This window comes from Methylobacterium sp., assembly GCF_019750675.1.
Lineage (GTDB): Bacteria > Pseudomonadota > Alphaproteobacteria > Rhizobiales > Beijerinckiaceae > Methylobacterium.
The window spans coordinates 24,972-50,130 of record NZ_JAIEOF010000293.1 but is presented as its reverse complement, the minus strand read 5'-3'; the positions used below and the strand labels follow the sequence as shown (position 1 = coordinate 50,130).

Below are 25,159 nucleotides of genomic sequence, written 5' to 3'. Positions count from 1 at the left end.
AGGGTTCACCCAAGATCGAACGAGAGGGGCCGCGCGGACAGATCCGCGCGGCCCCTTTTCCATCTCATACGGTTTCCAGTTGATGGCTTCGGTCATCCTGTACGCGACGCGCTCCCTCTCCTGGAAGGAGAGGGTTGGGGTTGAGGTGTGGTCCATCTCCGGAAAGGTCACACACCTCACCCTGTCCCTCTCCTTCCAGGAGAGGGGACCCGCGCCAGAAACCGAACGATTCCGCCCGAAACCGTTTCAGATGCCCTTCAGCGCCTGCGCCATCGCCACGAAGGCCGAGACCGGGACCTCCTCGGCCCGCGCGGTCTCGGGGATGCCGGCGGCGTCGAGGAGCCGGGCCGGGTCCGGAACGGCGGCCTTCAGGCTCTGGCGCAGCATCTTGCGGCGCTGCCCGAAGGCCGCGCGGGTGATGGCCTCCAGGGCCTGCACCGAGCAGGGCAGGGGATCGCGCCGCGGCGTCAGGCGGACGACGGAAGAGGTGACCTTCGGGGGCGGTACGAAGGCCGAAGGGGCGACGTCGAACAGGATGTCGGCCTGCGTGCGCCAGCCGCAGAGGACGCCGAGGCGCCCGTAATTGGCCCGGTCGTTCTCGTCGGCGACGATGCGCTCGGCGACCTCGCGCTGGAACATCAGCGTCAGGGATTCCCACCACGGCGGCCAGGCCGCGCCGGCGAGCCAGCCGACGAGGAGCGGGGTGCCGATGTTGTAGGGCAGGTTGGCCACGATCCGGACCGGCCCCGGCCCGATCAGCGGGGCGGGATCGAAGTGCAGGGCATCGGCGTCCACCACCTCCAGGCGTCCCGGATAATGTGCGGCGATCTCGGCGAGCGCGGGCAGGGCCCGGGGATCGCGCTCGATGGCGACGACCCGGGCCGCGCCCTCGGCCAGCAGCGCCCGGGTCAGGCCGCCGGGGCCGGGGCCGATCTCCACCACGGTGACGCCGTCGAGGGGGCCGGCGGAGCGGGCGATCCGGCCGGTCAGATTCAGGTCGAACAGGAAGTTCTGGCCGAGGGCCTTCTTGGGCTCGAGGCCGTGCCGGCGCACCACCTCGCGCAGGGGCGGCAGGCCGTCCGCGCTGAGGCCGGGTTCCTCGCTCACGCGCCGGCCCCTTCGCGCAGGTGGGTGCCCTTGGCGAGGCTCGACCCCTTGGCGAGGCGGGCGGCGAGCCGCAGGGCGGCCATCAGGCTGTCGGGCCGGGCGATGCCCCGGCCGGCGATGTCGAAGGCGGTGCCGTGGTCGGGCGAGGTCCGGATGAAGGGCAGGCCCAGGGTGACGTTGACGCCGTCGTCGAACGCGATGGTCTTGATCGGGATCAGCGCCTGGTCGTGGGTCGGCGTCAGGGCCACGTCGTAGGTCGCGCGGGCGCGTTCGTGGAACAGGGTGTCGGCGGGCAGCGGCCCCCGGATGTCGATGCCTTCCCCCTGCAACTGCATCACCGCCGGCTCCAGCACGTCGCGGTCCTCGCTGCCCATCGTGCCGTTCTCGCCCGCATGCGGGTTGAGTCCCGACAGGACGAGGCGGGGGCGCTCCAGGCCGAAGCGATGGCGCAGGTCGTGGGCGACGATGCGGGCCGTGCGCACCACGAGGTCCTGGGTCAGGAGGTCTGGCACGCGGCGCAGGGCCACGTGGATGGTCACCGGCACCACCGACAGGGTCTCGCTCCACAGCAGCATCACGGGGAGCGGCGGCGTCTCGCCGGGCGCCACCGCGAGGGCGGCGAGGAACTCGGTGTGGCCCGGATGGGCGAAGCCCACCTGGGTCAGGACGTACTTGGCGATCGGGTTGGTCACCAAAGCGGCGGCGACGCCGCGCGTGACGAGGTCCACCCCGGCGGTGATCGATTCGAGGATCGCCCCGGCGGAGGCCGAGTCCGGCCGGCCGGGCTCGGCGTCGACCCGCATGCCGCTGGGCAGCGGCATCACCGGCAGGGCGCGGGGAAAGACCTCCTCGGCGAGGTCCGGGCCGACATCCGCGACCGGGACCTGCAGGTTCATGGCGCTGGCGCGGCGCTCGATGAAGTCGGGATCGCCGATGAGGAAGAAGGTCGGGAGGCCGGGCCCGGCATCGCGCCTAAGCCACGCCATCAGGGCGAGTTCCGGGCCGATCCCGGCGGGATCGCCGAGGGTGAGGGCGATCGGTGCCAGTCGTCGGGTCATCGCCGGTTTCCTCGTCCCGGAACGCGAAGGCGCCTCAACGGACGGTCGAGATGCCGTCGGCCGTGACCGCGGTTCCGAGGTTCTGGCGGAAATCGGCTTCGCCGAGGGTCTTCAGTTCGAGCCGCAGCAGCACGGTGCGGTTGCGCTCGCTGGTGCCGAGCGCGGCGGCGGTGGGGGAGACGATGTAGTTCACCGACACCGTGGTGCACTCGTCCTGGTAGCCGCCGCCGATGCTCATGCCGGAGAGGTAGAAGCGCCCGGGGTTGGAATAGACCGGCGCGTCGCCGACCGGGTTGGCGAGGTAGGAGGCGTAGGCGGTTTTGAAATTGTCGCGCACGTCGAGGTAGTGCGACATGTCGATGAGGGCCGAGCCCGTGACGAACCAGTTCGGCGTCACGTGGTAGGTCGCCGAGGCGGTCAGGCCCTCGCGGCGGTTGGCGAAGCCGAGGGCCGGCTGCGCCTTGTAGTAGGAATAGAAGGCCGAGAGGTCGATCGGCGCGAAGGGCGCGAGCCGCGCGATCACGCCGGTCTCGATCCGGTTCACCCCGAGATCCGCCTGGTCGAAACGGCCGCGCGTGATGAAGGTGATGTTCTGGTTCGGCGAGACCTGGACCCGGCCGACGAAGTCCGACCGGCGGTTCTCCAACCCCGAATCGAGGCCCACATTCGCGATGTCGCCCCGGCGGAACGAGTTCACGCCCGCGATCTGGATCGACTCGCCGAACATGGCGTTCGCGTACCAGCCGGCCGGCGTCACCACGGAGTACTGGGCACCGAGATTGGTGCGCACGCCGCCCTCGACCCGGTCGTAGCCCGAGAACTTGTCCCACTCGAACAGCGAGGTGTCGTCGAAGATCAGGCTCTGCGCGTCCTCGTTCGGCAGGCGGCCGATACGGGTCTCGCTCGGGCGCGCGATGACCTGCGCGATCGGCTCGATCGTGTGGACGCCCAAGGGCCCGAAATTGCTGACGAAGGGATAGCGGTAGTCGATGCCGACGGCCGGCAGCACGCGGCCGGAGAAGTCGGCGTCCTGCCGGGCGATGTTCTGGACCAGGGCGTTCTGGTAGCCGGAATTGCGCGGGTCGACGAAGAACGCATCCGTGCGCAGGTAGGCGAAGGGCGTGAAGACCTGGCCCATGTCGTCGATGAAGGACCGCCGCCAGGAGAGCTGCGCCGAGGCCCGCGTGTTGGTGCCGGCCAACCCGCGCACGACGCAGCGGCCCCGCTCGAACACCGTGCAGGTCTCGTAGAGGTTGTAGGTGCGGCCGTTGATGGTGGGCTGGAGCAGGTAGCCCGTGGGGCTCTGGACCGCCTGGAAGTCGGTGGCCTGCCGGGTGAGGCTGGTGATGTTCGCCTCGAACCGGACCTCGCCGCCGAGCTGGCCCGGACCGTTGATCCGCTTGTCGTAGTCGATCACCGGCGCGACGAAGGGCTGCTCCTTCTGCCAGTCGAAGCTCGACAGGCCCTTGAAGTAGTAGCCCCGGGCCTCGAACCACGAGCGGTCGCCCTGGCCGATCAGGTAGGCCGTCGAGACCGCCTCACGGAAGTAGTCCGTGGTGATGCTCTGGTTGCGGATGCGGTAGTTGTCGAGGAACCACTTGTCGGTCACCCCGACCACGTCCCAGCCGGTGCGCCAGCGGTCGTTGATGTAGAACTGGCCCTTCGACTCGATCGAGCCGCGAAAGTCGCGGTCGCCCGCCCCGAGGGGGCCGGGCAGGAAGGCGCTCGGCGTGGTCTGGAAGATGCCCGACAGACGCAGGTTGTAGGAGCCGGTCTCGAGGCGGTGCCGGAACTCGGCCTGCCCGAGGACGCCCTGGTTGCTCAGGAAGGCCGGTGACAGGGTGAGGTCGTAGTTCGGCGCCAGGTTCACGAAGAACGGCGTCGCGATTCCCGAGCCCAGCGCCGTCGAGGTGAGGAAGCGCGGCGTCAGGAAGCCGGTCTTGCGCTTCACCGTCGGGTCGGCGGTCTCGAAATACGGCAGGTAGGCGACCGGGATCCCGCCGATCTCGAGGGTCGATTCCTCGAACGCGACGGTGTGGGTCTCGTTGTTGTGGACGATCTTGGTGGCGCGGATCTGCCAGAGGGGCGGCGTCTCCGGGTTGTTCTTGCACGGCTCGCAGGCCGTGTAGGTGCCGTACTCGAAGCTCGTGGTGTCGCCCTCGATCCGCTCGGCGCGGGGTGCCGAGAACCGGGTGCGCACGGGCTGGCCGTTCAGCTCCACCGTCTGCTGCACCCGCAGGGCATCGATGAAGCCGCTCCGGAAGTCGTCGGTGAGCTCCATCTTCTCGCCGGTGAGCACGGCGCCCGTGGCCTCGGTCAGCCGCACGTTGCCCTCCGCGAAGACGCGGCTCGCGTTGCGGTCGTAGGTCACCCGGTCGGCCTGCAGGGTGCGGGCGCCGTAATGCAGCTCCGCGTTGCCCCGCGCCGTCACCGTGTTGCGGTCGTTGTCGTAGATGAGCTCGGCGGCCTCCACGAGGAGGCGCTCGGCCGGCTTCTGGGCCGCGCCGGCCTTCTGGCCGGAGCCGGCCGCACCCTGGGCCAGGGCTCCGCCGCCGAGCGCCGCGGGGGCGGCGACCGTGACCAGGGCCACGAAGCCCGTGGCGAACGCGATGTCGGCGACCCTACGCAACGCCAGTCCCAACTCCTGCCAAGGTTCCCGCTCCGTCCCCACCGTGGAGTCCGGCATCAGCCGTCCTCCTGATAGAGAAGCGTGAGCGTACCGAGGAGACTCCCTACCACGGCCGGGAACCACGCCGCCACCGTCGGCGTCACGATTCCCGAGGCACCGAGGCCTTCCAGCACCTGTCGGGCGACATACAGCACGAACCCCGCCGCCACGCCGCCCAGCACCAGCTTGCCCACCCCACCAAAGCGGAAGAACCTTAAGGAAACGCTGGCCGCCACCAGCACCATGGCGAGGAACAGCACCGGCCGGGCGAGCAGCACGTCGTACTGGAGCCGGTAGCGGGTGGCATCGAGGCCGGCCCGCTCGAACCGCGAGATCGTCTCGGGGAGTTGCCAGAAAGGCACGGAATCCGGCGGCGTGAAGCGCTGCCGGACCTGCGAGGGCACCAGGGTGGAGGCGATGAGGTAGGTGTCGTAGCTCTCCGCCGGCTCGCCCAGCGCCATCACGCGGGCTTGGCTCAGCGCCCAGTAGCCGTCGTGCAGGGTCGCCCGCGCCGCCTCGATCTGCGCCGTGAAGGTGCCGGCATCGTCGAAGGTGAAGACCGAGACGCCCGCCAGGGTGGTCGTGCCCTCGATGGCGGTGTCGGCCCGCAGGATCGCCTGTCCGTCGAGGCCGCGCTGGCGGATCCACAGGTCCTTGCCGGAATTGGCCTTGGTGGACCGCGAGAAGATCTTGGCCTCGATCTCGGTGGAGCGCTGCTTCATCAGCGCGGAGACCGGATTGTAGACCCCCACCGTGAAGGCGCCGATCGCGAGCGCCACGAACGCACCCGGCTGCAGGAACTGCCAGGCCGAGATGCCGGCGGCGCGCGCCACCACGAGTTCGAGCTTGCGCGACAGCTGCAGCAGGGTGGCCATCGAGCCGAACAGGATCGCGAAGGGCAGCACGCCCTCGGCCACCGCCGGGGTGCGGTAGAGCGAGAGCTGCGCCATCAAACCTGTGGACGCACCCTCGGCATCCCCCGCGCGACGCAGGAGCTCGACGAAATCGAGGGTGTAGACGAGGGTGAACACCGTGAGGAACACGCCGAGGATCGTGCGCACGAAGCGCATGGCGAAGTAGCGGCCGAGGGTGGCACCGATCAGCATGGCCGCGCGCTCCGCCTCACTGCACGCCGAGGCGCGGACGCCGGCCGAGGCGGCCCGCGAGCCCGCTCATCGCCCGGGCCACCCGCGCGTTCCAGGCCCGCACCGCCGCGCCGTTGAAGATCATCACCGCCGAGATCAGGATCGCCAGGAGGGGCACGGCGTAGACCGCCACCACCGCGCCCGGGCTGCGGGCGGCCGCACTCGAGGCGGCGAAGCCCCCGATGCGCACCACCACCACGGCGAGCACGGCGCCCGCCACCGCGAGGCCGCGTCCCTGGCGCGTGGTGCGCGGATCGCCGAGCGCCGCGAAGGCGATGAAGGTGAGGGCGAGGGGGTAGAGCCAGGACGAGAGCCGGTCGTGCAGCTCCGCCCGGAAGCGGCCCTTCTGCTGCCGGTAGTAGGTCTCGCTGGTGTCGGGGAACAGGAGCTGCATCGTGGCACGCTCGCGCGGCTTGTAGACGAGCTCGGCATCCGGCGGCGTGAAGGCGGCCAGATCGACGGTGTAGCGCTCGAAGGTGATGATCGAGGCGTCGCGCGAGCCCTTCTGCTGCCGGTGGATGCTGCCCTTCTGCAGGGCGAGGTAGCTCTGGCCGCCATACTCCATCGCCTGGCCGCGCTCGGCGAGGTAGACCACCGACTTGCCCGCCTCGCGCTTGTCCTGGATGAACAGGCCGAGCAGGGCCCCGCCGGGCCCGCGCTCGCGGAAGTGGAAGGTGATGCCGCTGTCGAGACTGGTGAACTGGCCTTCCTTGACCACGTTGGCGATGAAGTCGCCGCGCACGCGGGTGAGCACGTCCCGCAATTCCTGGAACGAGGACGGCATGACCTGGATCGTCAGGAACGCCACCGCGAGGCTGACGGCGAGGCCGAGGCTGAGGAAGGGGCGCAGGATCTGCCGGGGTCGCATGCCGGCGGCCGACATCACGATGAGCTCGGAATCGCCGTTGAGCTTGTTGAGCGCGTAGACCACCGCGATGAACAGCGCCACCGGCGCGATCACGGTGATCAGGGTCGGCAGCGACAGGCCCGTGATCAGGAAGAAGATCACCAGGGTCTGGCCCTTGGCGGTGATTAGGTCGAGCTCGCGCAGGGCCTGAGTCACCCAGATCGTGCCGGTCAGGCCGACCAGGCAGGCCAGGAACGCCCCAAGCGCGATTCTGAAGATGTAGCGCTCGATCTGCGTCATCGGTTCTCGTGGATCGGCGTCATGCGGAATTGCCCCCCGCATCGGCCAGGGCGCGTCGACGCCCCGTCCGTCTCTCTAGCCGCCCACCCCCCGGCGGTCGACTCCGACCGGGGCGCGCCAATTCGGGCGGTTTCGCGGCATCGTGATCGCGTTGCGTTCTCTGCCTCAACGGGTACACAGAAGCCCTCGGAGCGGCGCGTCCCAGCGCGTGCCGCTCCGCACACGATTTCTCGCGCACCATCGATCGAACGGATTCCATCGTTCGAGCCAAATTCTCGGAAAGCAGCGTCATGGCGGACGGAATCACGATCGCGTTCGGGCCCCTGGGGCCGGTGGGCCGGGGCGACGTCGTCCTCTTCGTCGGCGACGATCTCGCCCTGGCCCCGGCGGTCGCCCAGGCCATCGGCGGCGGGGTGGCCGATCTCGTGGCCCGCGCGGCGGCCAGCGAGCGCTTCAAGGGCAAGTCCCTGTCGGCCCTGGCGCTGCCCGCCCCGGCCGGCCTCGAGGCCGACCGTCTGCTCGTCATCGGTCTTGGCTCGGAGAAGGACCGCGCCAAGATCGACTGGCCGGCGCTGGGCGGCTTCACCGCCGGCAAGGTCTCCGGGCGCAGCGCCGGAGTGGCGCTGATCGCCGCCGGCCTCGACGTCACCGCCGCGAACGCGGCCGACTTCGCCCTCGGCGCCCGCCTGCGCCACTACAGCTTCGACCGCTACAAGACCAAGAAGAAGCCCGAGGGCGAGGACGCCAAGGGCACCGCCCTGACCCTGATGGTGGCCGACGTCGCCGCCGCCGAGGCCGCCGCGAAGGTGTCCGAGGCCGTCGCCGACGGCGTCATCCTGGCCCGCGAACTCATCAACGAGCCGCCGAACGTCCTCTACCCGGAGGAGTTCGCCCGCCGCGCCGAGGCGCTGACGGCGCTCGGCGTCGAGGTCGAGGTGCTCGGCCCGGGCAAGCTCGAGGCGCTGGGCATGGGCGCGCTGCTGGCCGTGGCCCAGGGCTCGACGCGCGAGGCCCGCGTCGTGGTGATGCGCTGGAACGGCGCCACCGATCCGAACGAGGCGCCCATCGCCTTCATCGGCAAGGGCGTGTGCTTCGATTCCGGCGGCGTCTCGATCAAGTCGGCCGGCGGCATGGAGGACATGAAGGGCGACATGGGCGGCGCGGCCTGCGTCGTCGGCACGCTGCACGCGCTGGCCAGCCGCAAGGCGAAGGTCAACGTGGTGGGCGCCATCGGCATCGTCGAGAACATGCCGGACGGCAACGCCATGCGGCCGAGCGACATCGTCACCTCGATGTCGGGCCAGACCATCGAGATCATCAACACCGACGCGGAAGGGCGCCTCGTCCTCGCCGACGTGCTCTGGCACGTCCAGAGCGCCTACAAGCCGAAGTTCATGATCGATCTCGCCACCCTGACGGGCGCCATCATCGTGGCCCTGGGCCAGGACATCGCCGGCATGTTCTCCAACGACGACGCCCTCTCGGCCAAGATCACGGCGGCCGGCGAGGCGACCGGCGAGGCCGTGTGGCGGATGCCGCTGATCCCGGCCTACGACAAGGCGATCGATTCGAAGTTCGCCGACATGAAGAACACCGGCGGCCGTCACGGCGGGGCGGCCACCGCGGCCTCGTTCCTGAAGCGCTACGTCAATGACGTGCCCTGGGCCCACCTCGACATCGCAGGCGTCGCGATGTCCTCCTCGGCGAGCGAGATCAACCGGAGCTGGGGCGCGGGCTGGGGCGTGCGCATGCTCGACCGCCTGGTGCGCGATCACTACGAGGCCTGAGCCGCATGCTGGCGGCCGTGATCCCGCTGGCGGCCGCGATCCTGGCGGTCGCCCTCGCGTTCGCCACGGGCTTCGACCAGCGGTGGGCCCTACCGCCCGAACTGGACGCCCGGTTCTACGGCTTCTTCCTCGATCGCTATCCGCTCTTCGCGATCGCGATCGTCTACGGGCTCGCCTGTCTCGGTCTGCGCATCGTCCGGCCGGGACCGGCCGGCTGGCCCCGCCGCCTCGTCGGTGGGGCGCTCGCCCTCGCGCTGTTCCTCGCGGTCTGCCTCTACCCCACCTTCGGCGGCGTGACCCTGCGCCTCGCCTTCGCCAGCGGCGGCACCGCCTTCCTCACGCAGCAGGCGATGCCGGCGGCCTATGCCCTCGGCTCGGCGCTGGCCGCCATGGTGTTCGCCGCGGCACTCGGCGTCGGCGCCCTGCTGATCGGCAACCGGACGGCGCAGCGCCCCCGGCGCTGGCTGCGCGCCCTCGGCGAGGCGCTCGTCCGCACCCTCGCCCTCTGGTTCGCCCTGGCGGTCCTCGGCCTCGCGCATGCGGCGGGCTTCGGGATCTGGCCGCGTCGGTCGATGACGGCGGGCGACGCCCTGTTGGCCGTGGCCCTGGCGGCCATCGCCTTTCTGCCGCACGTCGCCTGCACCCGTTTGGGTTGCACCGGACTGACGACGCGGCGGGATCGTTCCCGCCGTCTCCACGCCGCGACTTGATCCGGCCGCCGGGATGGCCGAGGATGGTTTAGATGTGAACTAAGGGGGCAGGAAGCCGCCGGGTCACATCACAGGGAGGATGACATGGCCGAAACCCGGAGCGCCGCGCGCCCGTGGCTGTCCGCTTATCCGCCGGGCATTCCGGCGGACCTCGACATCGACCGCCTGGGCACGCTGGTCGACCTGTTCGACGACTGCATGGCGCGCCCGGCGCCACGTCCCGCCCTGGAGAGTTTCGGCGTCCAGGTTTCCTACGCGGCCCTCGGCGCATCCGCCGAAGCCGTCGCTGCCTGGCTCGCCGGCCAGGGCCTCGCCAAGGGCGACCGCGTCGCGATCATGATGCCGAACGTGGCGGCCTATCCGGCCACGATCTTCGGCGTGCTGCTCGCCGGCTGCACCGTCGTCAACGTCAACCCGCTCTACACCCCGCGCGAGCTGACGGCGCAGCTGAATGATTCGGGCGCGCGCGTCCTCTTCGTCCTCGAGAACTTCGCCCATACGGTGATGCAGGCCCTGCCGGACCTCGCCCTCGACCGCATCGTCCTGGCCGGACCCGGCGACGGCCTCGGCCTGAAGGGGCGGCTGGTCACCCTGGTCTCCCGCCACATCAAGAAGGCGGTGCCGCCCTATCGGTTTCCGGACGGGCTCGCCCTCCGCTTCGAGGCGGTGATCCGCGCGGGTACCGGCAAGCCCAAGGTCCGCGTGCCCGTCGGCCAGGACGACCTCGCGTTCCTGCAATATACCGGCGGTACGACGGGGGTCGCCAAGGCGGCGATGCTCACCCACCGCAACATCATGGCCAATGTCGAGCAGAGCCGGGTCTGGTTCCGCGTCTCGGCGGACGACGGCCGGATGCGCGTCATGGTCACGGCGCTGCCGCTCTACCACATCTTCGCGCTGACCTGCTGCTTCTTCTTCTTCATGAAGGTCGGCGGCTGCTGCCTGCTGATCGCCAACCCGCGCGACGCGGACGGCTTCATCAAGACGCTGAAGGGCACGCGCTTCACCCATTTCTCCGGGGTGAACACCCTGTTCAACCTGCTCATCAACCACCCGAAGATCCACGAGGTCGACTTCTCGAACCTCGACTTCGTCATCGCGGGGGGCATGGCGGTGCAGGCCACCGTCGCCGAACGCTGGAAGGCGATCACCGGCTCCGCCATCGTGGAGGGCTATGGTCTGTCCGAGACCTCGCCGGTGGTCTGCGTCAACCCGCCGGACCTCCCCGAATGGAGCGGGACCATCGGCTATCCCCTTCCCTCCACCGACGTCTCGGTGCGCGGGCTCGACGGGCAGGCGGTCGGGATCGGCGAGCCCGGCGAACTCTGCGTGCGCGGGCCCCAGGTCATGGCCGGCTACTGGAAGCGCCCGGACGAGACCGCCCGGGCGACGACGGCGGACGGCTACTTCCGCACCGGCGACGTGGCGGTGCTGAACCCCGATGGGCAAGTCCGCATCGTCGACCGGATGAAGGACATGATCCTGGTCTCGGGGTTCAACGTCTATCCGAACGAGATCGAGGACGTGCTCGCCAGCCATCCGGGCGTGCTCGAATGCGCCGTGGTGGGGGCCGTCAACGACGAGACCGGCGAGATGGTCGTGGCCCACGTGGTGCGCAAGGACGAGGCGATGACCACCGACGCGCTGCGGACCTTCGCGCGCTCGCAGCTCACCGGCTACAAGGTGCCGCGCCGGGTCGTCTTCCACGACGCCCTGCCCAAGACCAATGTCGGCAAGGTGCTGCGCCGGGCGCTGCGCGACGATTCCCCCCCTCCCTGATGTCCGGGTCCCGTAACCTTCGGCGGTCCGCCGGCGAAGGGTGACATCGCGACGGCTTGCGCGCCTGCCGCGTCCGGCCGATGTCAGAGGGCGAAATGTCCTGGCAACAGGCCGGCGCGCAGCGATCCGCGCCGCAGGGAGGGACCGACATGCATATCAGGCGAAACCGGGCATGGGAGATGCCCGAACATCTCGCGACGCCGGAGAGCGTCTTCCTCGACCGGCGACGCCTGCTCGGCGGCGCGGCCGGCCTCGCGGCGGCCTCCCTCGTCGGGACGGAGCGCGCTCTGGCGGCCTCCGACCCCACCGCCGATCTCTACCCGGCCAAGCGCAACGAGGCCTATACCCTCGACCGCCCGCTGACGCCGGAGAAGTTCAGCGCCGACTACAACAACTTCTATGAGTACGGCACCTCGAAATCGGTCCTTCCGGCCGCCAACGCCCTGAAGACCCGGCCCTGGACGGTGGCGATCGACGGTCTCGTCGAGAAGCCGATGACCCTCGGGATCGACGACCTCATCCGCAAGATGCCCCTGGAGGAGCGCCTCTACCGGCACCGCTGCGTCGAGGCCTGGTCGATGTCGGTGCCCTGGACCGGCTTCCCGCTCGCGAAGCTCGTGGCCCTGGCCAAGCCCACCGCGGGCGCGAAATACATCCAGATGCAGACCTTCCTCGACCGCGCGATGGCGCCGGGGCAGAAGTCGTTCCTGTATCCCTGGCCCTACACCGAGGGCCTGACCCTGGAGGAGGCGGCCAACGACCTCGCCTTCGTCGCCACCGGCGTCTACGGCAAGCCCCTCGCCAATCAGTTCGGCGCGCCGATCCGCCTCGTGGTGCCCTGGAAGTACGGCTTCAAGTCGGTGAAATCGATCACCAAGATCTCGTTCGTGGCCGAGCGGCCGAAGACCTTCTGGGAAGGGCTGCAGGCCGCCGAGTACGGCTTCTGGGCCAACGTCAACCCGGCGGTGTCGCATCCGCGCTGGAGCCAGGCGACGGAGCGGGTGCTCGGCACCGACCAGCGCGTGCCGACGCTGATCTACAACGGCTACGGCGAGCAGGTCGCCGGCCTCTACAAGGGGCTGGAGAAGGAGCGCCTGTTCGTCTGACCGACGCGGGCGGGGAGGGCCGGGGCGGCGGACCACCGCCCCGTCCCCTGGCCTCAGTAGGTCCAGCGCTGGGCCTTGGCGACGAGGAAGTCGCGGAACGCCTGCACGCGGGCGACGGTGCGCATCTCCTCGGCGTAGACGAGATAGCTCTCCATGTGGGGCATCTCGGTCTCGCGCATGACCTGCACGAGCCCGGTCTGACCCTCCGCCGCGTAGTCGGGCAGGATGCCGATGCCGGCGCCGGTGTCGATGGCCTGCTGCAGGGCGGTGATGTTGTTGACCGTGAAATGGATCGTCCGGCGCTCCTGGCCCTCGCGGCCCACCGTCGAGAGCCAGTGCGTGGCCAGCAGGTAGGACGGCTCGTTGCCGCCGAACGAGACGAGGCGGTGGTTGTCGAGGTCGGCGATCGATTTCGGCTCGCCGAAGCGCTTCACGTAATCCTGCGACGCGAAGGCGTGGTAGTGCACGGTGAACAGGCGGCGCTGGATCAGGTCCGGCTGGGCCGGGCGCCGCATCCGGATGGCCACGTCCGCCTCGCGCATGGCGAGATCGAGCTCCTCGTTGGTGAGGATGAGCTCGACGCGGACATCCGGGTAGAGGTCGAGGAATTCGGCGATCCGCTGGGCGAGCCAGGCCGTGCCGAGACCCACCGTGGTCGTCACCTTGAGGTCGCCGGTCGGCCGCTCGCTGGTCTCGACGAGGCGCGCCTTGGTGTTCTCCAGCCGCAGCTTCATGTCGCGCGCCGCGCGGAACAGGAGGTCGCCCTGCTCGGTCAGGATCAGGCCGCGGGCATGGCGGTGGAACAGCGGCGCCTTCAGTTCGCGCTCGAGGGCGCTGATCTGCCGGCTCACCGCCGACTGGCTCAGGCCGATGTCGTCGCCGGCGCGGGTGAAGCTGCCGGCCTCCGCGACGTTGAGGAAGATGCGGATCTTGTCCCAGTCCAAGGCGACCACTCCCGTACGCAACCCGACGCCGATTGGCCCCGCACCATGAACGTCGCGGCCAGGTCCCGGCGGACCCGGCTCCGGTCACCCGCGCATCGGTGGGGAATCGGAGGAAGAGTCATGCGGCAAGCGCCGACGGCTCATGCCGCCAGCGCTTAGGTTAGGGGAACGACCTTGCGATTGTCTTGACGTCCCGCGCAAGGCGCAGGCCGCGTTCATCCGCCGGATTCTTGCATCCGTAGGATTCTTGCATCCGCCGGATTCTTGCTATTCGGCGGCCGCTTGCTGCGGCGTTTCGCCGACTTCGAGGGCGGCGAGGTATTTCTCCGCGTCGAGGGCAGCCATGCACCCCATGCCGGCGGCGGTGATCGCCTGACGGTAGACGTCGTCGGTGACGTCGCCCGCCGCGTAGACGCCCGGGATCGCCGTGTGGGTGGTGCCCGGCGCGGTCTCGATGTAGCCGCCGTCGCGCATGGCGAGCTGGCCCTCGAAGATCGCGGTGGCGGGCTGGTGCCCGATGGCGATGAAGACGCCGTCGGTCTTGCGCTCGGTGATCTCGCCGGTGCGGGTGTCCTTCAGGCGGACATGGGTCACGGACGGGGGCTTCTCGCCGCCGCAGATCTCCTCCACCGCGTGGTGCCAGACCACCTCGACGTTGGGATGCTTGAACAGGCGCTCCTGCAGGATCCGCTCGGCCCGGAACTCGCCCCGGCGATGGACGACGATCACCTTGGCGGCGAGGTTGGCGAGGTAGAGCGCCTCCTCCACGGCGGTGTTGCCGCCGCCCACCACGACCACCTCCTTGCCCCGGAAGAAGAAGCCGTCGCAGGTGGCGCAGGCGGAGACGCCGAAGCCCTGGAACCGGGCTTCGGACGGCAGGCCCAGCCACTTCGCCTGGGCGCCGGTGGCGATGATGACCGCGTCGGCCGAGTAGGTCTCGCCGGAATCGGCCTCGAGCCGGAACGGCCGGACCTGAAAATCGACCTTGGTGATGTACTCGGACACGATCTTGGTGCCGACATGCTCGGCCTGGGCGCGCATCTGCTCCATCAGCCAGGGCCCCTGAATCGCCTCGGCGAAGCCCGGATAGTTCTCGACGTCGGTCGTTATCATGAGCTGGCCGCCGGGCTGGAAGCCCGAGATCATCAGCGGCTCCACCATGGCGCGGGCCGCGTAGATCGCCGCGGTGTAGCCGGCGGGACCGGAGCCGATGATGATGAGTTTGGCATGCGTATGGGCCATCGTGTCCGTCCTCCTTCAGGCCCAGTTCGCGCGGTGATCCGCGTAGGCCTTGGCCATCGCGTCGGCGATGGCGGGTGTCGCATCCATGGGCGGGTAGTGCATTTCCTCGAGGCGGCCGATGAAGGGCTTCAGGGCGCCCGCCATCGCGAGCCCCGCGAAGAGCCGTCTGTGCCGGATATAGGTCTTCGGCAGGTTGAACAGGAGGACGGGCGCCCCCGTGCTCACGGCCTCGCCGACCATGTTGGCCGAATCGGAGGTGACCACGATCTGCTCGGCGAAGGCCAGCATCCCCACATACGGGTTGCCGCCGGTTCCGTCCCAGAAGAAGCCGCCCTTGGCCGCCACGAGGTCGCGCAACGCCTTGCGCAGGTTCTCCGGCGTGCGCCGGGACACCGTCACCATCAGCGAGCAGCCGCCATCCGCGAGCTTCGTAAGCTCGGCCAGCAGGCGGCGCATGTCGGCGGCGCGGTAGCTCAGGTGCCGGCTGTCGCCGCCCACCAGCACGGCGACGCGGGGCCAGGGCAGGTCGACGAGGCGCGGATCGGGCGCATTGCGCGCGGCCTCGATCCGGGCGGCCGAGACCGGATGCGGGGGGGTGAGGGTGGTGAAGACGTTGGGGCCGCGCAAATCGTCGTAATCGGGCACCCAGACGAAATTGGCCGTGTCGTGCCCCGTGCGCGGATCCTTGAGGAAGGCCGTGAAGGTGCGCCCGCCGGAGGCCTGCCGGACGGCCCGGAGATACGGCACCGCGCGCCGGCCCGAGGCGATCAGCAGGTCGGGCAGCGGACCCGCGAGGGCGCCCTTGCGCCCGCCCGGCTGGTCGCGCGGGTCGATCGGCCCCCAGGGCGCCATCCAGCCGAAGGGCGGGCGGGGCGTCACGCGCCGCCGCTCGAAGGCGACGCCGAGGGTTTCCGCGATGGCGACGCACTGGTTCTCGTCGCCGGCCTTGCCGTCGGTGATGATCCAGGTTCGGGCCCGGGCGAGGTCGGGGAGTGAGTTCGGCGCGGCCGCGCCGGAAGCGGAGGTCATTGCGGACGCTGCCGACATCGGACGATCCAGGTCAATCCTTTAGGAGCGGTCAATCCACCAGGAGGATCGCTCCTGGAAAAACCGACCGCCCGGTGGTCGCTCGGTGAGCGCTCAATCGCGCGCGAGCGCCCGGCGCAGCCATCCCGCGTAGTGCCCGGCGATGGCGGCGACGCGCCGCCGCTCGGATTCGGGGTCGTACCAGGCGCCGCCGGAACTCGCGGGCGTCGCGGAGAGCTGGGGATGGCGCGCCAGAACCTCGCCGCGCCGCCCGACGAGAAGGGCGTCCCCGTCGAGGTAGTCCGTCTGTCCGCCCCCGCCGAAGCGTCCGCGCCCGCCCTCGCCACCCGCGTACGGGTTGATCGTAAGGCCCTTGATCCGCACCACCAGCACGGGCCCGGCGCCGCCGAGCCGGTCGGCGAACTCCGTGCGCAGGGCCGCCGTCAGGTCGTCGCGCAGGGCCAGGGCTTGCGCACCGCCGCCCTGGGCGAGCAGGGGCTGGACGTCGACGCGGATGCCGGAGAGCCCGGCGGCCGCGAAGCCGGCGGGCGGTTCGGCCCGTGCCGACCCCGGGGCGCCGGTCCAGAGCAGGACCGCGAGCCCGAGCGTCGCCCCGGCCGCGCGCAGCGTCACCGGCCGCATCGGCGGATCAGCCGCCGTACTGGACGGCGACCACCTCGTAGGACTTGCCGCCGCCCGGCGTCGTCACCTCGACGGTGTCGCCGACGCCCTTGCCGATCAGCGCACGGGCGATGGGCGACGTGATCGATACCAGGCCCGAGCGGACATCCGCCTCCGGCTCGCCGACGAGCTGGTAGGTCTTCTCCTCCTCGGTGTCCTCGTCGAGGAGCTTCACGGTGGCGCCGAACTTGATCTTCGTGCCCGAAAGCTTCGAGACGTCGATCACCTCGGCGCGCGAGATCATGCTCTCCAGTTCGAGGACGCGGCCCTCGTTGTGGGACTGCGCCTCCTTGGCGGCATGGTACTCGGCATTCTCCGACAGGTCGCCGAGGGCGCGGGCCTCGGCGATGGCCTGGATGATCCGCTGGCGCTCCACCTGCTGGCGGTGCTTCAACTCCTCTTCCAGCGCTGCGTAACCGCGCACCGTCATCGGAACCTTGTCTATCGTCATCGTCTCGCGCCACAATGAATAGGCCCGGCCAGGAGCACTGTGCTCCCTCCGGGCCAGAGTAAGAAACTCCTGAACCGCAGACAGCACGGCCCCCGATCAAGTCGGAAGCCGCGCCAAAATTCAGGCCGCGAAGTATTCCTGCAAGGCGCGGACCTTGAGATCGCCCCCGAGATAGGCCTTGATCCCTTCGGCCGCCGCCATCGCTCCGGCAAGAGTGGTGTAGTACGGCACTTTATGCAAGAGGGCCGCACGCCGGAGTGAACGCGAGTCCGAGAGGGCGCCGGCGCCCTCGGTGGTGTTGAACACCAGCTGGATGTCGCCGTTCTTGATCGAGTCGACGACGTGCGGCCGGCCCTCCAGCACCTTGTTCACCCGCTCCGTCGCGACCCCCTGATCCGCCAGGTAGCGCTGGGTGCCGCTGGTGGCCACGATGGTGAAGCCGAGCTCCGACAGCAGCCGGATGGCCGGCAGGATGCGCTCCTTGTCGGCATCGCGCACCGAGACGAAGACCGCGCCGCCCTTCGGCACCAGGGTGCCGGAGCCGAGCTGGCTCTTGGCGAAGGCGACGCCGAAGCTCGAATCGAGGCCGATGACCTCGCCGGTGGAGCGCATCTCCGGTCCGAGCAGGACGTCGACGCCGGGGAAGCGCGCGAAGGGGAACACCGCTTCCTTGACGGCGATGTGGTCGAGATCCTTGGCCTTGAGGCCGAAGCTCGCGAGGGGCTCGCCGGCCATGACGCGGGCGGCGATCTTGGCGATGGGCTCGCCGATGACCTTCGCCACGAACGGCACCGTGCGCGAGGCGCGGGGGTTCACCTCCAGCACGTAGATCGTGCCGTCCTTGATGGCGTACTGCACGTTCATCAGGCCGCCGACCTTGAGCGCCAGGGCCATGGCCTTCGTCTGCCGCTCCAATTCCGAAATGATCTCCGGCGAGAGCGAGCGCGAGGGCAGCGAGCAGGCGGAATCGCCCGAGTGGATGCCCGCCTCCTCGATGTGCTCCATGATGCCGGCGATGAACACGTCGGTGCCGTCGCAGATCGCATCGACGTCGATCTCGGTGGCGTCCGAGAGGTAGCGGTCGAACAGCAGCGGGTTCTTGCCCAGCACCGTGTTGATCTGCCCCGTCTTGTCGTTGGGGTAGCGCGCCTTGACGTCGGAGGGGATCAGGCTCGGCAGGGTGTCGAGGAGGTAGTCGGCGAACTGGGTCTCGTCGCGGATGATCGCCATCGCGCGGCCGCCGAGCACGTAGCTCGGGCGCACCACGAAGGGCAGGCCGAGATCGGAGGCGATGAGGCGGCTCTGCTCCACGGAGTAGGCGATGCCGTTCTTCGGCTGCTTCATCCCGAGCTTGTCGAGGAGGCGCTTGAACTGGTCGCGGTCCTCGGCGAGGTCGATGGCATCCGGCGAGGTGCCGAGGATCGGCACGCCGGCGGCCTCCAGGGCGCGGGCGAGCTTCAGCGGGGTCTGGCCGCCGAACTGCACGATGACGCCGTGGAGGGTACCGGCCTGGCGCTCGGTCTCGATGATCTCGAGGACGTCCTCCTGGGTGAGCGGCTCGAAATAGAGCCGGTCGGAGGTGTCGTAGTCGGTCGAGACCGTCTCCGGGTTGCAGTTGACCATGATGGTCTCGTAGCCGGCCTCCGAGAGCGCGAAGCAGGCGTGGCAGCAGCAATAGTCGAACTCGATGCCCTGGCCGATCCGGTTCGGGCCGCCGCCGAGGATGATGACCTTCTTGGCGTCGGTGGGCCGCGCCTCGTCCACGACGGTCCCGGCGAAGGGCGCCACGTAGGTCGAGTACATGTAGGCGGTGGGGGCCTGGAACTCGGCCGCGCAGGTGTCGATGCGCTTGAAGACGGGGCGGACGCCGAGCGCCCGCCGGGCGGCCCGCACGCTGTCCTCGTCGGTCTTGGCGAGCACGGCGAGGCGCGCGTCGGAGAAGCCGGCGGCCTTGAGATGGCGCAGCGCTCCGGGGGTGTTCGGGATGCCGTGCGCCTTGACCCGGTTCTCGAGGTCGATGATCGCCTGGAGCTGCTCCAGGAACCACGGATCGATCTTGCAGGAGGCATGGACCTCCTCGTGGCTGACGCCGAGGCGCAGCGCCTGGCCGACCTTGAGCAGACGGTCGGGCGTCGGCGTGCCGAGGGCCGCCTTGATCGCGTTGTGGTCGTCGCCCTTGCCGAGCCCCTCGATCTCGATCTCGTCGAGGCCGGTGAGACCGGTCTCCAGGGAGCGCAGGGCCTTCTGGAGCGATTCGGCAAAGCAGCGGCCGATCGCCATGGCCTCGCCCACCGACTTCATGGCGGTGGTCAGGGTCGGCTCGGCGCCGGGGAACTTCTCGAAGGCGAACCGGGGAATCTTGGTGACGACGTAGTCGATCGACGGCTCGAACGAGGCCGGGGTCGCGCCGCCCGTGATGTCGTTGGCGATCTCGTCGAGGGTGTAGCCCACGGCGAGCTTGGCCGCGACCTTGGCGATCGGGAAGCCGGTGGCCTTGGAGGCCAGCGCCGACGAGCGCGAGACGCGCGGGTTCATCTCGATGACGATCATCCGGCCGGTGGCCGGGTCGATGGCGAACTGCACGTTCGAGCCGCCGGTCTCGACGCCGATCTCGCGGAGCACCGCGAGCGACGCGTCGCGCATCACCTGGTATTCCTTGTCGGTCAGCGTGAGCGCCGGCGCGACCGTGATGGAATCGCCGGTGTGGACGCCCATCGGGTCGATGTTCTCGATGGAGCAGACGATGATGCAGTTGTCGTTCTTATCGCGAACGACCTCCATCTCGTATTCCTTCCAGCCGAGGACCGACTCCTCGATCAGGACCTCGTTGGTCGGCGAGGCGTCGATGCCGCGCTCGACGATGTCCAGGAATTCCTCGCGGTTGTAGGCGATGCCGCCGCCGGTGCCGCCCATCGTGAAGGAGGGGCGGATGATCGCCGGCAGGCCGACCTCGGCCAGCGCGATCAGCGCCTGCCCGATGGCGTGCTCGCCGTAGCGCTTGCGCCGCTCGGACTCGCCCCGGTGCCAGGTCTTCTCGAAGGCGGCGAGGGCGGCCGTCCGGGCCTCGCCCTCGTTCGCGGCCTCGATGCGGGCGATCTCGGCGAGGTACTTCGCGCGGTCGGCCTTCTTGGCGGCGGAGGCGTTGGCGAGCGCCGATTTCGGCGTCTCCAGGCCGATCTTCGTCATCGCGTCGCGGAAGAGGTGGCGGTCCTCCGCCTTGTCGATCGCCTCGGTGGTGGCGCCGATCATCTGGACGTCGAACTTCTCGAGCACGCCCATCTTCTTGAGGGAGAGGGCGCAGTTCAGCGCGGTCTGGCCGCCCATGGTGGGCAGCAGGGCGAACCCGCCCGGAACGGCGTAGCGCTCCTTCTCGATGATCTTGGCCACGATCTCGGGCGTGATCGGCTCCACATAGGTGGCGTCGGCCATGTCCGGGTCGGTCATGATCGTGGCCGGATTCGAATTCACCAGCACGATCCGGTAGCCCTCCTCGCGGAGGGCCTTGCAGGCCTGGGTCCCGGAATAATCGAACTCGCAGGCCTGACCGATGACGATCGGCCCCGCACCGATGATCAGGATCGAGGAGATGTCGGTGCGTTTCGGCATCGGGCGCCTTGGCTGCAAGCACGCGCGCCCGGCCGGGCACTGTGCCGGAGCGGCACGGGCCTGGGGGCGCTAGCGGCGTGGATTGTCGTTGATCTTGGCACTTACACGCAGCCCGCTTCCATTGGAAGGGCGTGGGCCGACGGTGGAGCGCCGACGGGGCTCAGAAGCCGAGATAGAGGGCCGAGACCGCGCGGTCGATGGACAGGTAGAACACTCCGAAGGCGACGAGCGCGGCGGCGGCGAATTCGAGGGCCGCGTTGGAGAGGGTCTGGCTCCGGCGCAGCATCTCGCGGCCGAAATACAGGCCGATCCAGGCGAGCGTCATCACCACCGGCATCGCGAACAGGAAGGACCAGGTGCTCTCCACGCGGTCGAGGCCGGTCGCGGGGTCGATCAGCGCCCGGATGTTGCGGACCCAGGGGGCGTAGCAAGCCGAGAACAAGGCGGTCATCCAGGCGAGGCCGACCGCCACCCCGAGATGGAACGTGAAGAGGCGATGCAGGCGCGAGAAGTCGTCGCGCGCGTCGTCGAACGTCATGTGGAAATCCCCGCCTGTATCCGGATGCGAACCCGCCACGATCCTCGGAGGTCGTGGTGAACGGGTCGTTGACGGGGACGGAGATGCCGGGAAATGCCGGATTTTTTGTGACCGCGCGGGAACCATTTCGCGGTTGGCATTTTCGGAGTGCAGGGCAGGCCTACGCCCGGAGCGCCGCCGGACGGCGATACGGCCCGCCCGGCGTTCGCGGGATCAGTCGGCGCTGGTGACCAGGGTCTCGGGCTTGCCGGCCTTCATCAGGGCGACGAAGCGCTCGAACAGGTAGTGGCTGTCGCGCGGGCCCGGCGAGGCCTCGGGGTGGTGCTGCACCGAGAAGGCCGGCCGGTCGGTGAGGGTGAGCCCGCAATTCGAGCCGTCGAACAGCGAGACGTGGGTCTCCAGCGCGGTCTCGGGCAGGCTCGCCGGGTCCACGGCGAAGCCGTGGTTCATCGAGACGATCTCGACCTTGCCGGTGGTCTTGTCCTTCACGGGGTGATTCGCGCCGTGATGCCCCTGGGCCATCTTCACGGTGCGGCCGCCGAGCGCGAGGCCCATGAGTTGGTGCCCGAGGCAGATGCCGAAGGTCGGGACCTTCTCTTCGAGAAGCGCCCGGATCACCGGCACGGCGTATTCTCCGGTGGCGGCCGGATCGCCGGGGCCGTTCGACAGGAACACGCCGTCCGGCTTCATGGCCATGATCTCCTCGGCGCTCGTCGTGGCGGGCACCACGGTGACGTCGCAGCCGGCTTCCGCCAGCAAGCGCAGGATGTTGCGCTTCACGCCGTAGTCGATCGCCACGACCTTGAGGCCGGTGCCGGGCTTGCGGTCGCCGTAGCCGGTCTTCACGCCCCAGGTGGTCTGCGACCATTCCGAGCGCGCGCGGCTCGTCACCGGCGGCACGAGGTCGAGGCCTTCCATCGGTGCCAGCGCGGCGGCGCGGGCCTTCAGGGCCTCGCGGTCGAAATGGCCGCCCGGATCGTTGGCGATGACCGCGTTCGGCATGCCGTGGTCGCGAATCAGCGCGGTCAGGGCGCGGGTGTCGACGCCGGTGATGCCGACGATGCCGCGGGCCTTGAGCCAGGCATCGAGGTGGCTCGACGAGCGCCAGTTCGACGGGTTGGTGACGGCGGAGGCGATCACGGTGCCGCGCACGCCCGAGGCCGGGGCCGCGTCGAGGCTCTCGAGATCCTCGTCGTTGGTGCCGGTGTTGCCGATATGCGGGAAGGTGAAGGTGACGATCTGGCCGGCATAGGACGGGTCGGTCAGAATCTCCTGATAGCCCGTCATCGCGGTGTTGAAGCAGACCTCGCCGTCGGCGACACCGGTCTGGCCGATGCCGAATCCCTCCAGCACGGTTCCGTCCGCCAGGACGAGGAGGGCGGTCACCAGGGGCTCCGCCCAGGGAGCCGGGGGCGCGGGCACGGCAGGCGTGTGGACGCCTTCATCTTGCAGCATCGGCGTGATCTCGCTTATGTCCGGCCGATCCCGGCGCCGTTCAGCGGCGCGTGCGGGCGGCTTGTCGTGCGGCGCTCATAGCGAGCGCGCCGCGTCAGGGTCAATGTGGCCCCGGCGTCGGCGCGTCTCAAGAACCCCGGTTCGCGCAGCAATTCGCAGACCACGCCGTCGATCCGCCCTCCGGGGTCCCGCTTTTTCAGGAGTCACACCATGCTGCGCGCCCGTCTCACCACCGAGATGAAGGAAGCCATGAAGGCCGGCGACAAGGCGAAGCTCGCCACCGTCCGGATGATTCAGGCCGCCCTGAAGGACAAGGACATCGAGGCGCGCGGCCTCGGCAAGGAACCGGCCTCCGAGGAGGACATCCTCGCGCTCCTCCAGAAGATGATCAAGCAGCGCAACGAATCGGCCGCCGTGTACGACCAGGGCGGCCGGCCCGAACTCGCCGAGAACGAGCGCAACGAGGTCGCGATCATCCAGGGCTTCCTGCCCCAGCAGATGGACGAGGCCGAGACCCGGGCGGCGATCGACAAGGCCGTGGAGGAGACGGGCGCGGCCGGCCCCAAGGACATGGGCAAGGTCATCGCCGCGCTGAAAGGGGCCTATGCCGGCCGGATGGACTTCGCCAAGGCGAGCGGCCTCGTGAAGGACGCGCTGAACGCCAAGGCCTGAGGGCGTCCCGGCGCCGCGCATCGGCGTTGGGGACTCCTTAAGCCCGGGCTGCTAGTCTCGACGGCCGCAGAGGTCCGGTTCCAGCCGTGCGTTACCCGCCCCACATCCTCGAAGAGATCCGCGCGCGCCTGCCCGCCTCCGACATCGTGGGGCGGCGCGTGCGGCTGAAGAAAGCGGGCCGCGAGTGGCGCGGCCTGTCGCCGTTCAATGCCGAGAAATCGCCGTCCTTCTACGTGAACGACCAGAAGCAGTTCTATCATTGCTTCTCCTCCGGCAAGCACGGCGACGTCTTCACCTTCCTGATGGAGACGGAGGGCCTGAGCTTTCCGGAAGCGGTGGAGCGTTTGGCGGCGGAGGCCGGCGTGTCCCTGCCGGCGCCGAGCGCCGATGCCCGCGAGCAGGAGACCAAGCGCGCCGGGGCCTTCGAGGTCATGGAGATGGCCGCCGCCTTCTTCGAGGAGCAGCTGCGCGGCCGCGCCGGTACGGAAGCCCGCGCCTATCTCGACCGGCGCCAGCTCGGCCTGGAGACCCGGACCCGCTTCCGCCTCGGCTACGCACCCGGCGACCGCTACGCCCTGCGCGACCACCTCGCCGCCAAGGACGTCGACCGCGACCTGATGATCGAGCTCGGCCTGCTCGTGGCCGGCGAGGACATCCGCGTGCCCTACGACAAGTTCCGCGACCGGGTGATGTTTCCGATCTGCGATTCGCGCGGGCGCGTCATCGCCTTCGGCGGCCGGGCGATGCAGAAGGACGCCAAGGCGAAGTACATGAACTCGCCGGAGACGCCGCTCTTCCACAAGGGGCAGCTGCTCTACAACCTGCATCAGGCCCGCAAGCCCGCCCATGACCGCGGCGTCATCATCGCGGTTGAGGGCTACGTCGACGTCATCGCCATGACACTCGCCGGCCATCCCAACGCGGTGGCGGGCCTCGGCACGGCGCTCACCGAGGAGCAGATCGGCCTGCTCTGGCGCAACGCCGACGAGCCGATCCTGTGCTTCGACGGCGACGGCGCCGGCCAACGCGCGGCCTTCAAGGCCCTCGACGTGGCGCTGCCCGGCCTGACGCCGGGCAAATCCCTGCGCTTCGCCATGCTGCCCGAGGGGCAGGACCCCGACGATCTCCTGCGCGCCGAGGGCAAGGCGGCCGTCGACCGGGTGCTCGACGCGGCGCGCCCCCTCGTCGAGGTGCTGTGGTCGCGGGCCACCGACGGGGCCCCCCTCGATACCCCCGAGCGCCGGGCCGGCCTCGCCAAGTCCCTGCGCGAGATGGTCGCCTCCATCCGCGACGAGACCGTGCGCGGCTTTTATCGCGATGAGATCGAGGGGCGGCTGCGGGCGCTGTCGCCCCAGGCGAGCCAGGGCCGGCGCGCCTGGGAGCCGCGTGGCGGGGGAGGTGGCGGCGGTCAGCGGCCAGCCTTCCAGCGCCAGCCCCGTCCGGGCGATCCACCGCCCTCGCCGCGAATCACCACCAAGTTCAACCCGCTCTATGCCGGCGAGACCAGCGCATCGGGCCCGGTGGCCTTCCGCGACCGGGAGGCGATGATCGTCTGCAGCCTCCTCGTCCACCCCGAACTCCTCGGGATCGAGGCGGAGGACCTCGCCGAGCTCGAACTCGGCGACCCGGACGCGCAGGCCCTGCGCTCTCTGTTGCTCGACAGCCACGCCGATGCGGATCTGCCCGGCGTCGAAGTTCTGGAGAGCCGTCTCAAGCGGGCCGGGCTCACCGAAGCGGCGGCCCGATTGGCCAGCCATGTGCGGCCGGGGGACCGCTGGACCCTTGACGCGCATGCCGATCCTGTGCGTCTCGAAGACGCATTGCGTCAGGCCGTGATCTTGCACCGCAAGGCTGGAGCGCTAAATAGCGAACTCCGCTTGGCTGAGCGGGCCCTGGTCGAGGACGAGACGGAGGCGAACTTCGCTTGGCTGTGCGACGTGAAGGCCCGTATGGCCGTGATCGCAGGCGCGGAGGCGGACGAGGTGGTGCCCGATGCGGACGAGGCATCGACACCCTGAAGCGTACGCCCGGAATGAA

Annotated in this window: 19 protein-coding genes; 6 read left to right on the top strand and 13 right to left on the bottom strand. The window is 69.7% G+C overall.

Annotated features, from left to right (window positions below):
• Positions 1-246 precede the first annotated feature (246 nt).
• From rsmA to lptF, 5 genes are read right to left on the bottom strand one after another with little or no spacing between them, the layout of a single operon-like run.
• Positions 247-1,107, bottom strand: a complete 861-nt coding sequence (gene rsmA / locus K2X24_RS15470; protein ID WP_292499258.1) for a 16S rRNA (adenine(1518)-N(6)/adenine(1519)-N(6))-dimethyltransferase RsmA — start codon at positions 1,105-1,107, stop codon at positions 247-249.
• Positions 1,104-2,165: a 4-hydroxythreonine-4-phosphate dehydrogenase PdxA gene (gene pdxA / locus K2X24_RS15465; protein ID WP_292499257.1), complete on the bottom strand. Its 1,062-nt coding sequence runs from the start codon at positions 2,163-2,165 to the stop codon at positions 1,104-1,106. The genes rsmA and pdxA overlap by 4 nt, the downstream gene beginning before the upstream one ends.
• A 34-nt stretch (positions 2,166-2,199) precedes the next feature.
• Positions 2,200-4,794, bottom strand: a complete 2,595-nt coding sequence (locus tag K2X24_RS15460) for an LPS-assembly protein LptD (protein WP_292499259.1) — start codon at positions 4,792-4,794, stop codon at positions 2,200-2,202.
• A 56-nt stretch (positions 4,795-4,850) separates the two neighbouring features.
• Positions 4,851-5,939: an LPS export ABC transporter permease LptG gene (gene lptG / locus K2X24_RS15455; protein WP_292499256.1), complete on the bottom strand. Its 1,089-nt coding sequence runs from the start codon at positions 5,937-5,939 to the stop codon at positions 4,851-4,853.
• Positions 5,940-5,955: 16 nt separating this feature from the next.
• On the bottom strand, positions 5,956-7,125 hold the full coding sequence (gene lptF / locus K2X24_RS15450) for an LPS export ABC transporter permease LptF (RefSeq protein ID WP_292499255.1): 1,170 nt from the start codon (positions 7,123-7,125) through the stop codon (positions 5,956-5,958).
• Positions 7,126-7,415: 290 nt separating this feature from the next.
• Here lptF and K2X24_RS15445 point away from each other — a divergent pair, with 290 nt between their 5' ends.
• From K2X24_RS15445 to msrP, 4 genes are all read left to right on the top strand, one after another.
• On the top strand, positions 7,416-8,912 hold the full coding sequence (locus K2X24_RS15445) for a leucyl aminopeptidase (RefSeq protein WP_292499254.1): 1,497 nt from the start codon (positions 7,416-7,418) through the stop codon (positions 8,910-8,912).
• 5 nt (positions 8,913-8,917) lie between these two features.
• Complete coding sequence (locus K2X24_RS15440; RefSeq protein WP_292499253.1) at positions 8,918-9,622, top strand: hypothetical protein; 705 nt, start codon at positions 8,918-8,920, stop codon at positions 9,620-9,622.
• An 84-nt stretch (positions 9,623-9,706) separates the two neighbouring features.
• Positions 9,707-11,401 carry an AMP-binding protein gene (locus K2X24_RS15435; protein ID WP_292499252.1) on the top strand — a complete coding sequence of 565 codons (1,695 nt, stop codon included), beginning with the start codon at positions 9,707-9,709 and terminating at the stop codon, positions 11,399-11,401.
• A gap of 149 nt (positions 11,402-11,550) precedes the next feature.
• Complete coding sequence (gene msrP / locus K2X24_RS15430) at positions 11,551-12,507, top strand: protein-methionine-sulfoxide reductase catalytic subunit MsrP (protein WP_292499251.1); 957 nt, start codon at positions 11,551-11,553, stop codon at positions 12,505-12,507.
• Between the two features lie 53 nt (positions 12,508-12,560).
• On the opposite strand, the gene K2X24_RS15425 is transcribed toward msrP, so the two are convergent.
• The 8 genes from K2X24_RS15425 to carA form a co-directional block, all read right to left on the bottom strand.
• Entirely contained in the window at positions 12,561-13,451 is an 891-nt protein-coding gene (locus tag K2X24_RS15425) for a LysR family transcriptional regulator (RefSeq protein ID WP_292499250.1), read from the bottom strand.
• Between the two features lie 267 nt (positions 13,452-13,718).
• Entirely contained in the window at positions 13,719-14,693 is a 975-nt protein-coding gene (gene trxB, locus K2X24_RS15420; RefSeq protein ID WP_243915687.1) for a thioredoxin-disulfide reductase, read from the bottom strand.
• Positions 14,694-14,708: 15 nt separating this feature from the next.
• Entirely contained in the window at positions 14,709-15,740 is a 1,032-nt protein-coding gene (locus K2X24_RS15415) for a mitochondrial fission ELM1 family protein (RefSeq protein ID WP_292499249.1), read from the bottom strand.
• A 93-nt stretch (positions 15,741-15,833) separates the two neighbouring features.
• Positions 15,834-16,361, bottom strand: coding sequence for a hypothetical protein (locus K2X24_RS15410; RefSeq protein ID WP_292499248.1), 528 nt, complete (start codon positions 16,359-16,361; stop codon positions 15,834-15,836).
• A 7-nt stretch (positions 16,362-16,368) separates the two neighbouring features.
• Entirely contained in the window at positions 16,369-16,845 is a 477-nt protein-coding gene (gene greA, locus K2X24_RS15405; RefSeq protein WP_181017364.1) for a transcription elongation factor GreA, read from the bottom strand.
• 126 nt (positions 16,846-16,971) lie between these two features.
• Positions 16,972-20,457 carry a carbamoyl-phosphate synthase large subunit gene (gene carB / locus K2X24_RS15400; protein WP_292499247.1) on the bottom strand — a complete coding sequence of 1,162 codons (3,486 nt, stop codon included), beginning with the start codon at positions 20,455-20,457 and terminating at the stop codon, positions 16,972-16,974.
• A gap of 160 nt (positions 20,458-20,617) precedes the next feature.
• Positions 20,618-20,995 (bottom strand): hypothetical protein, encoded by a 378-nt coding sequence (locus K2X24_RS15395; RefSeq protein ID WP_292499246.1) that lies wholly within the window; start codon positions 20,993-20,995, stop codon positions 20,618-20,620.
• Between the two features lie 213 nt (positions 20,996-21,208).
• Positions 21,209-22,450 carry a glutamine-hydrolyzing carbamoyl-phosphate synthase small subunit gene (carA, locus tag K2X24_RS15390; protein ID WP_292499245.1) on the bottom strand — a complete coding sequence of 414 codons (1,242 nt, stop codon included), beginning with the start codon at positions 22,448-22,450 and terminating at the stop codon, positions 21,209-21,211.
• A 210-nt stretch (positions 22,451-22,660) separates the two neighbouring features.
• On the opposite strand from carA, the gene K2X24_RS15385 reads away from it, so the two are divergent.
• Positions 22,661-23,122 (top strand): GatB/YqeY domain-containing protein, encoded by a 462-nt coding sequence (locus K2X24_RS15385; protein WP_238278742.1) that lies wholly within the window; start codon positions 22,661-22,663, stop codon positions 23,120-23,122.
• 86 nt (positions 23,123-23,208) lie between these two features.
• Positions 23,209-25,140 carry a DNA primase gene (gene dnaG / locus K2X24_RS15380; protein WP_292499244.1) on the top strand — a complete coding sequence of 644 codons (1,932 nt, stop codon included), beginning with the start codon at positions 23,209-23,211 and terminating at the stop codon, positions 25,138-25,140.
• The last annotated feature ends 19 nt before the right edge of the window (positions 25,141-25,159 follow it).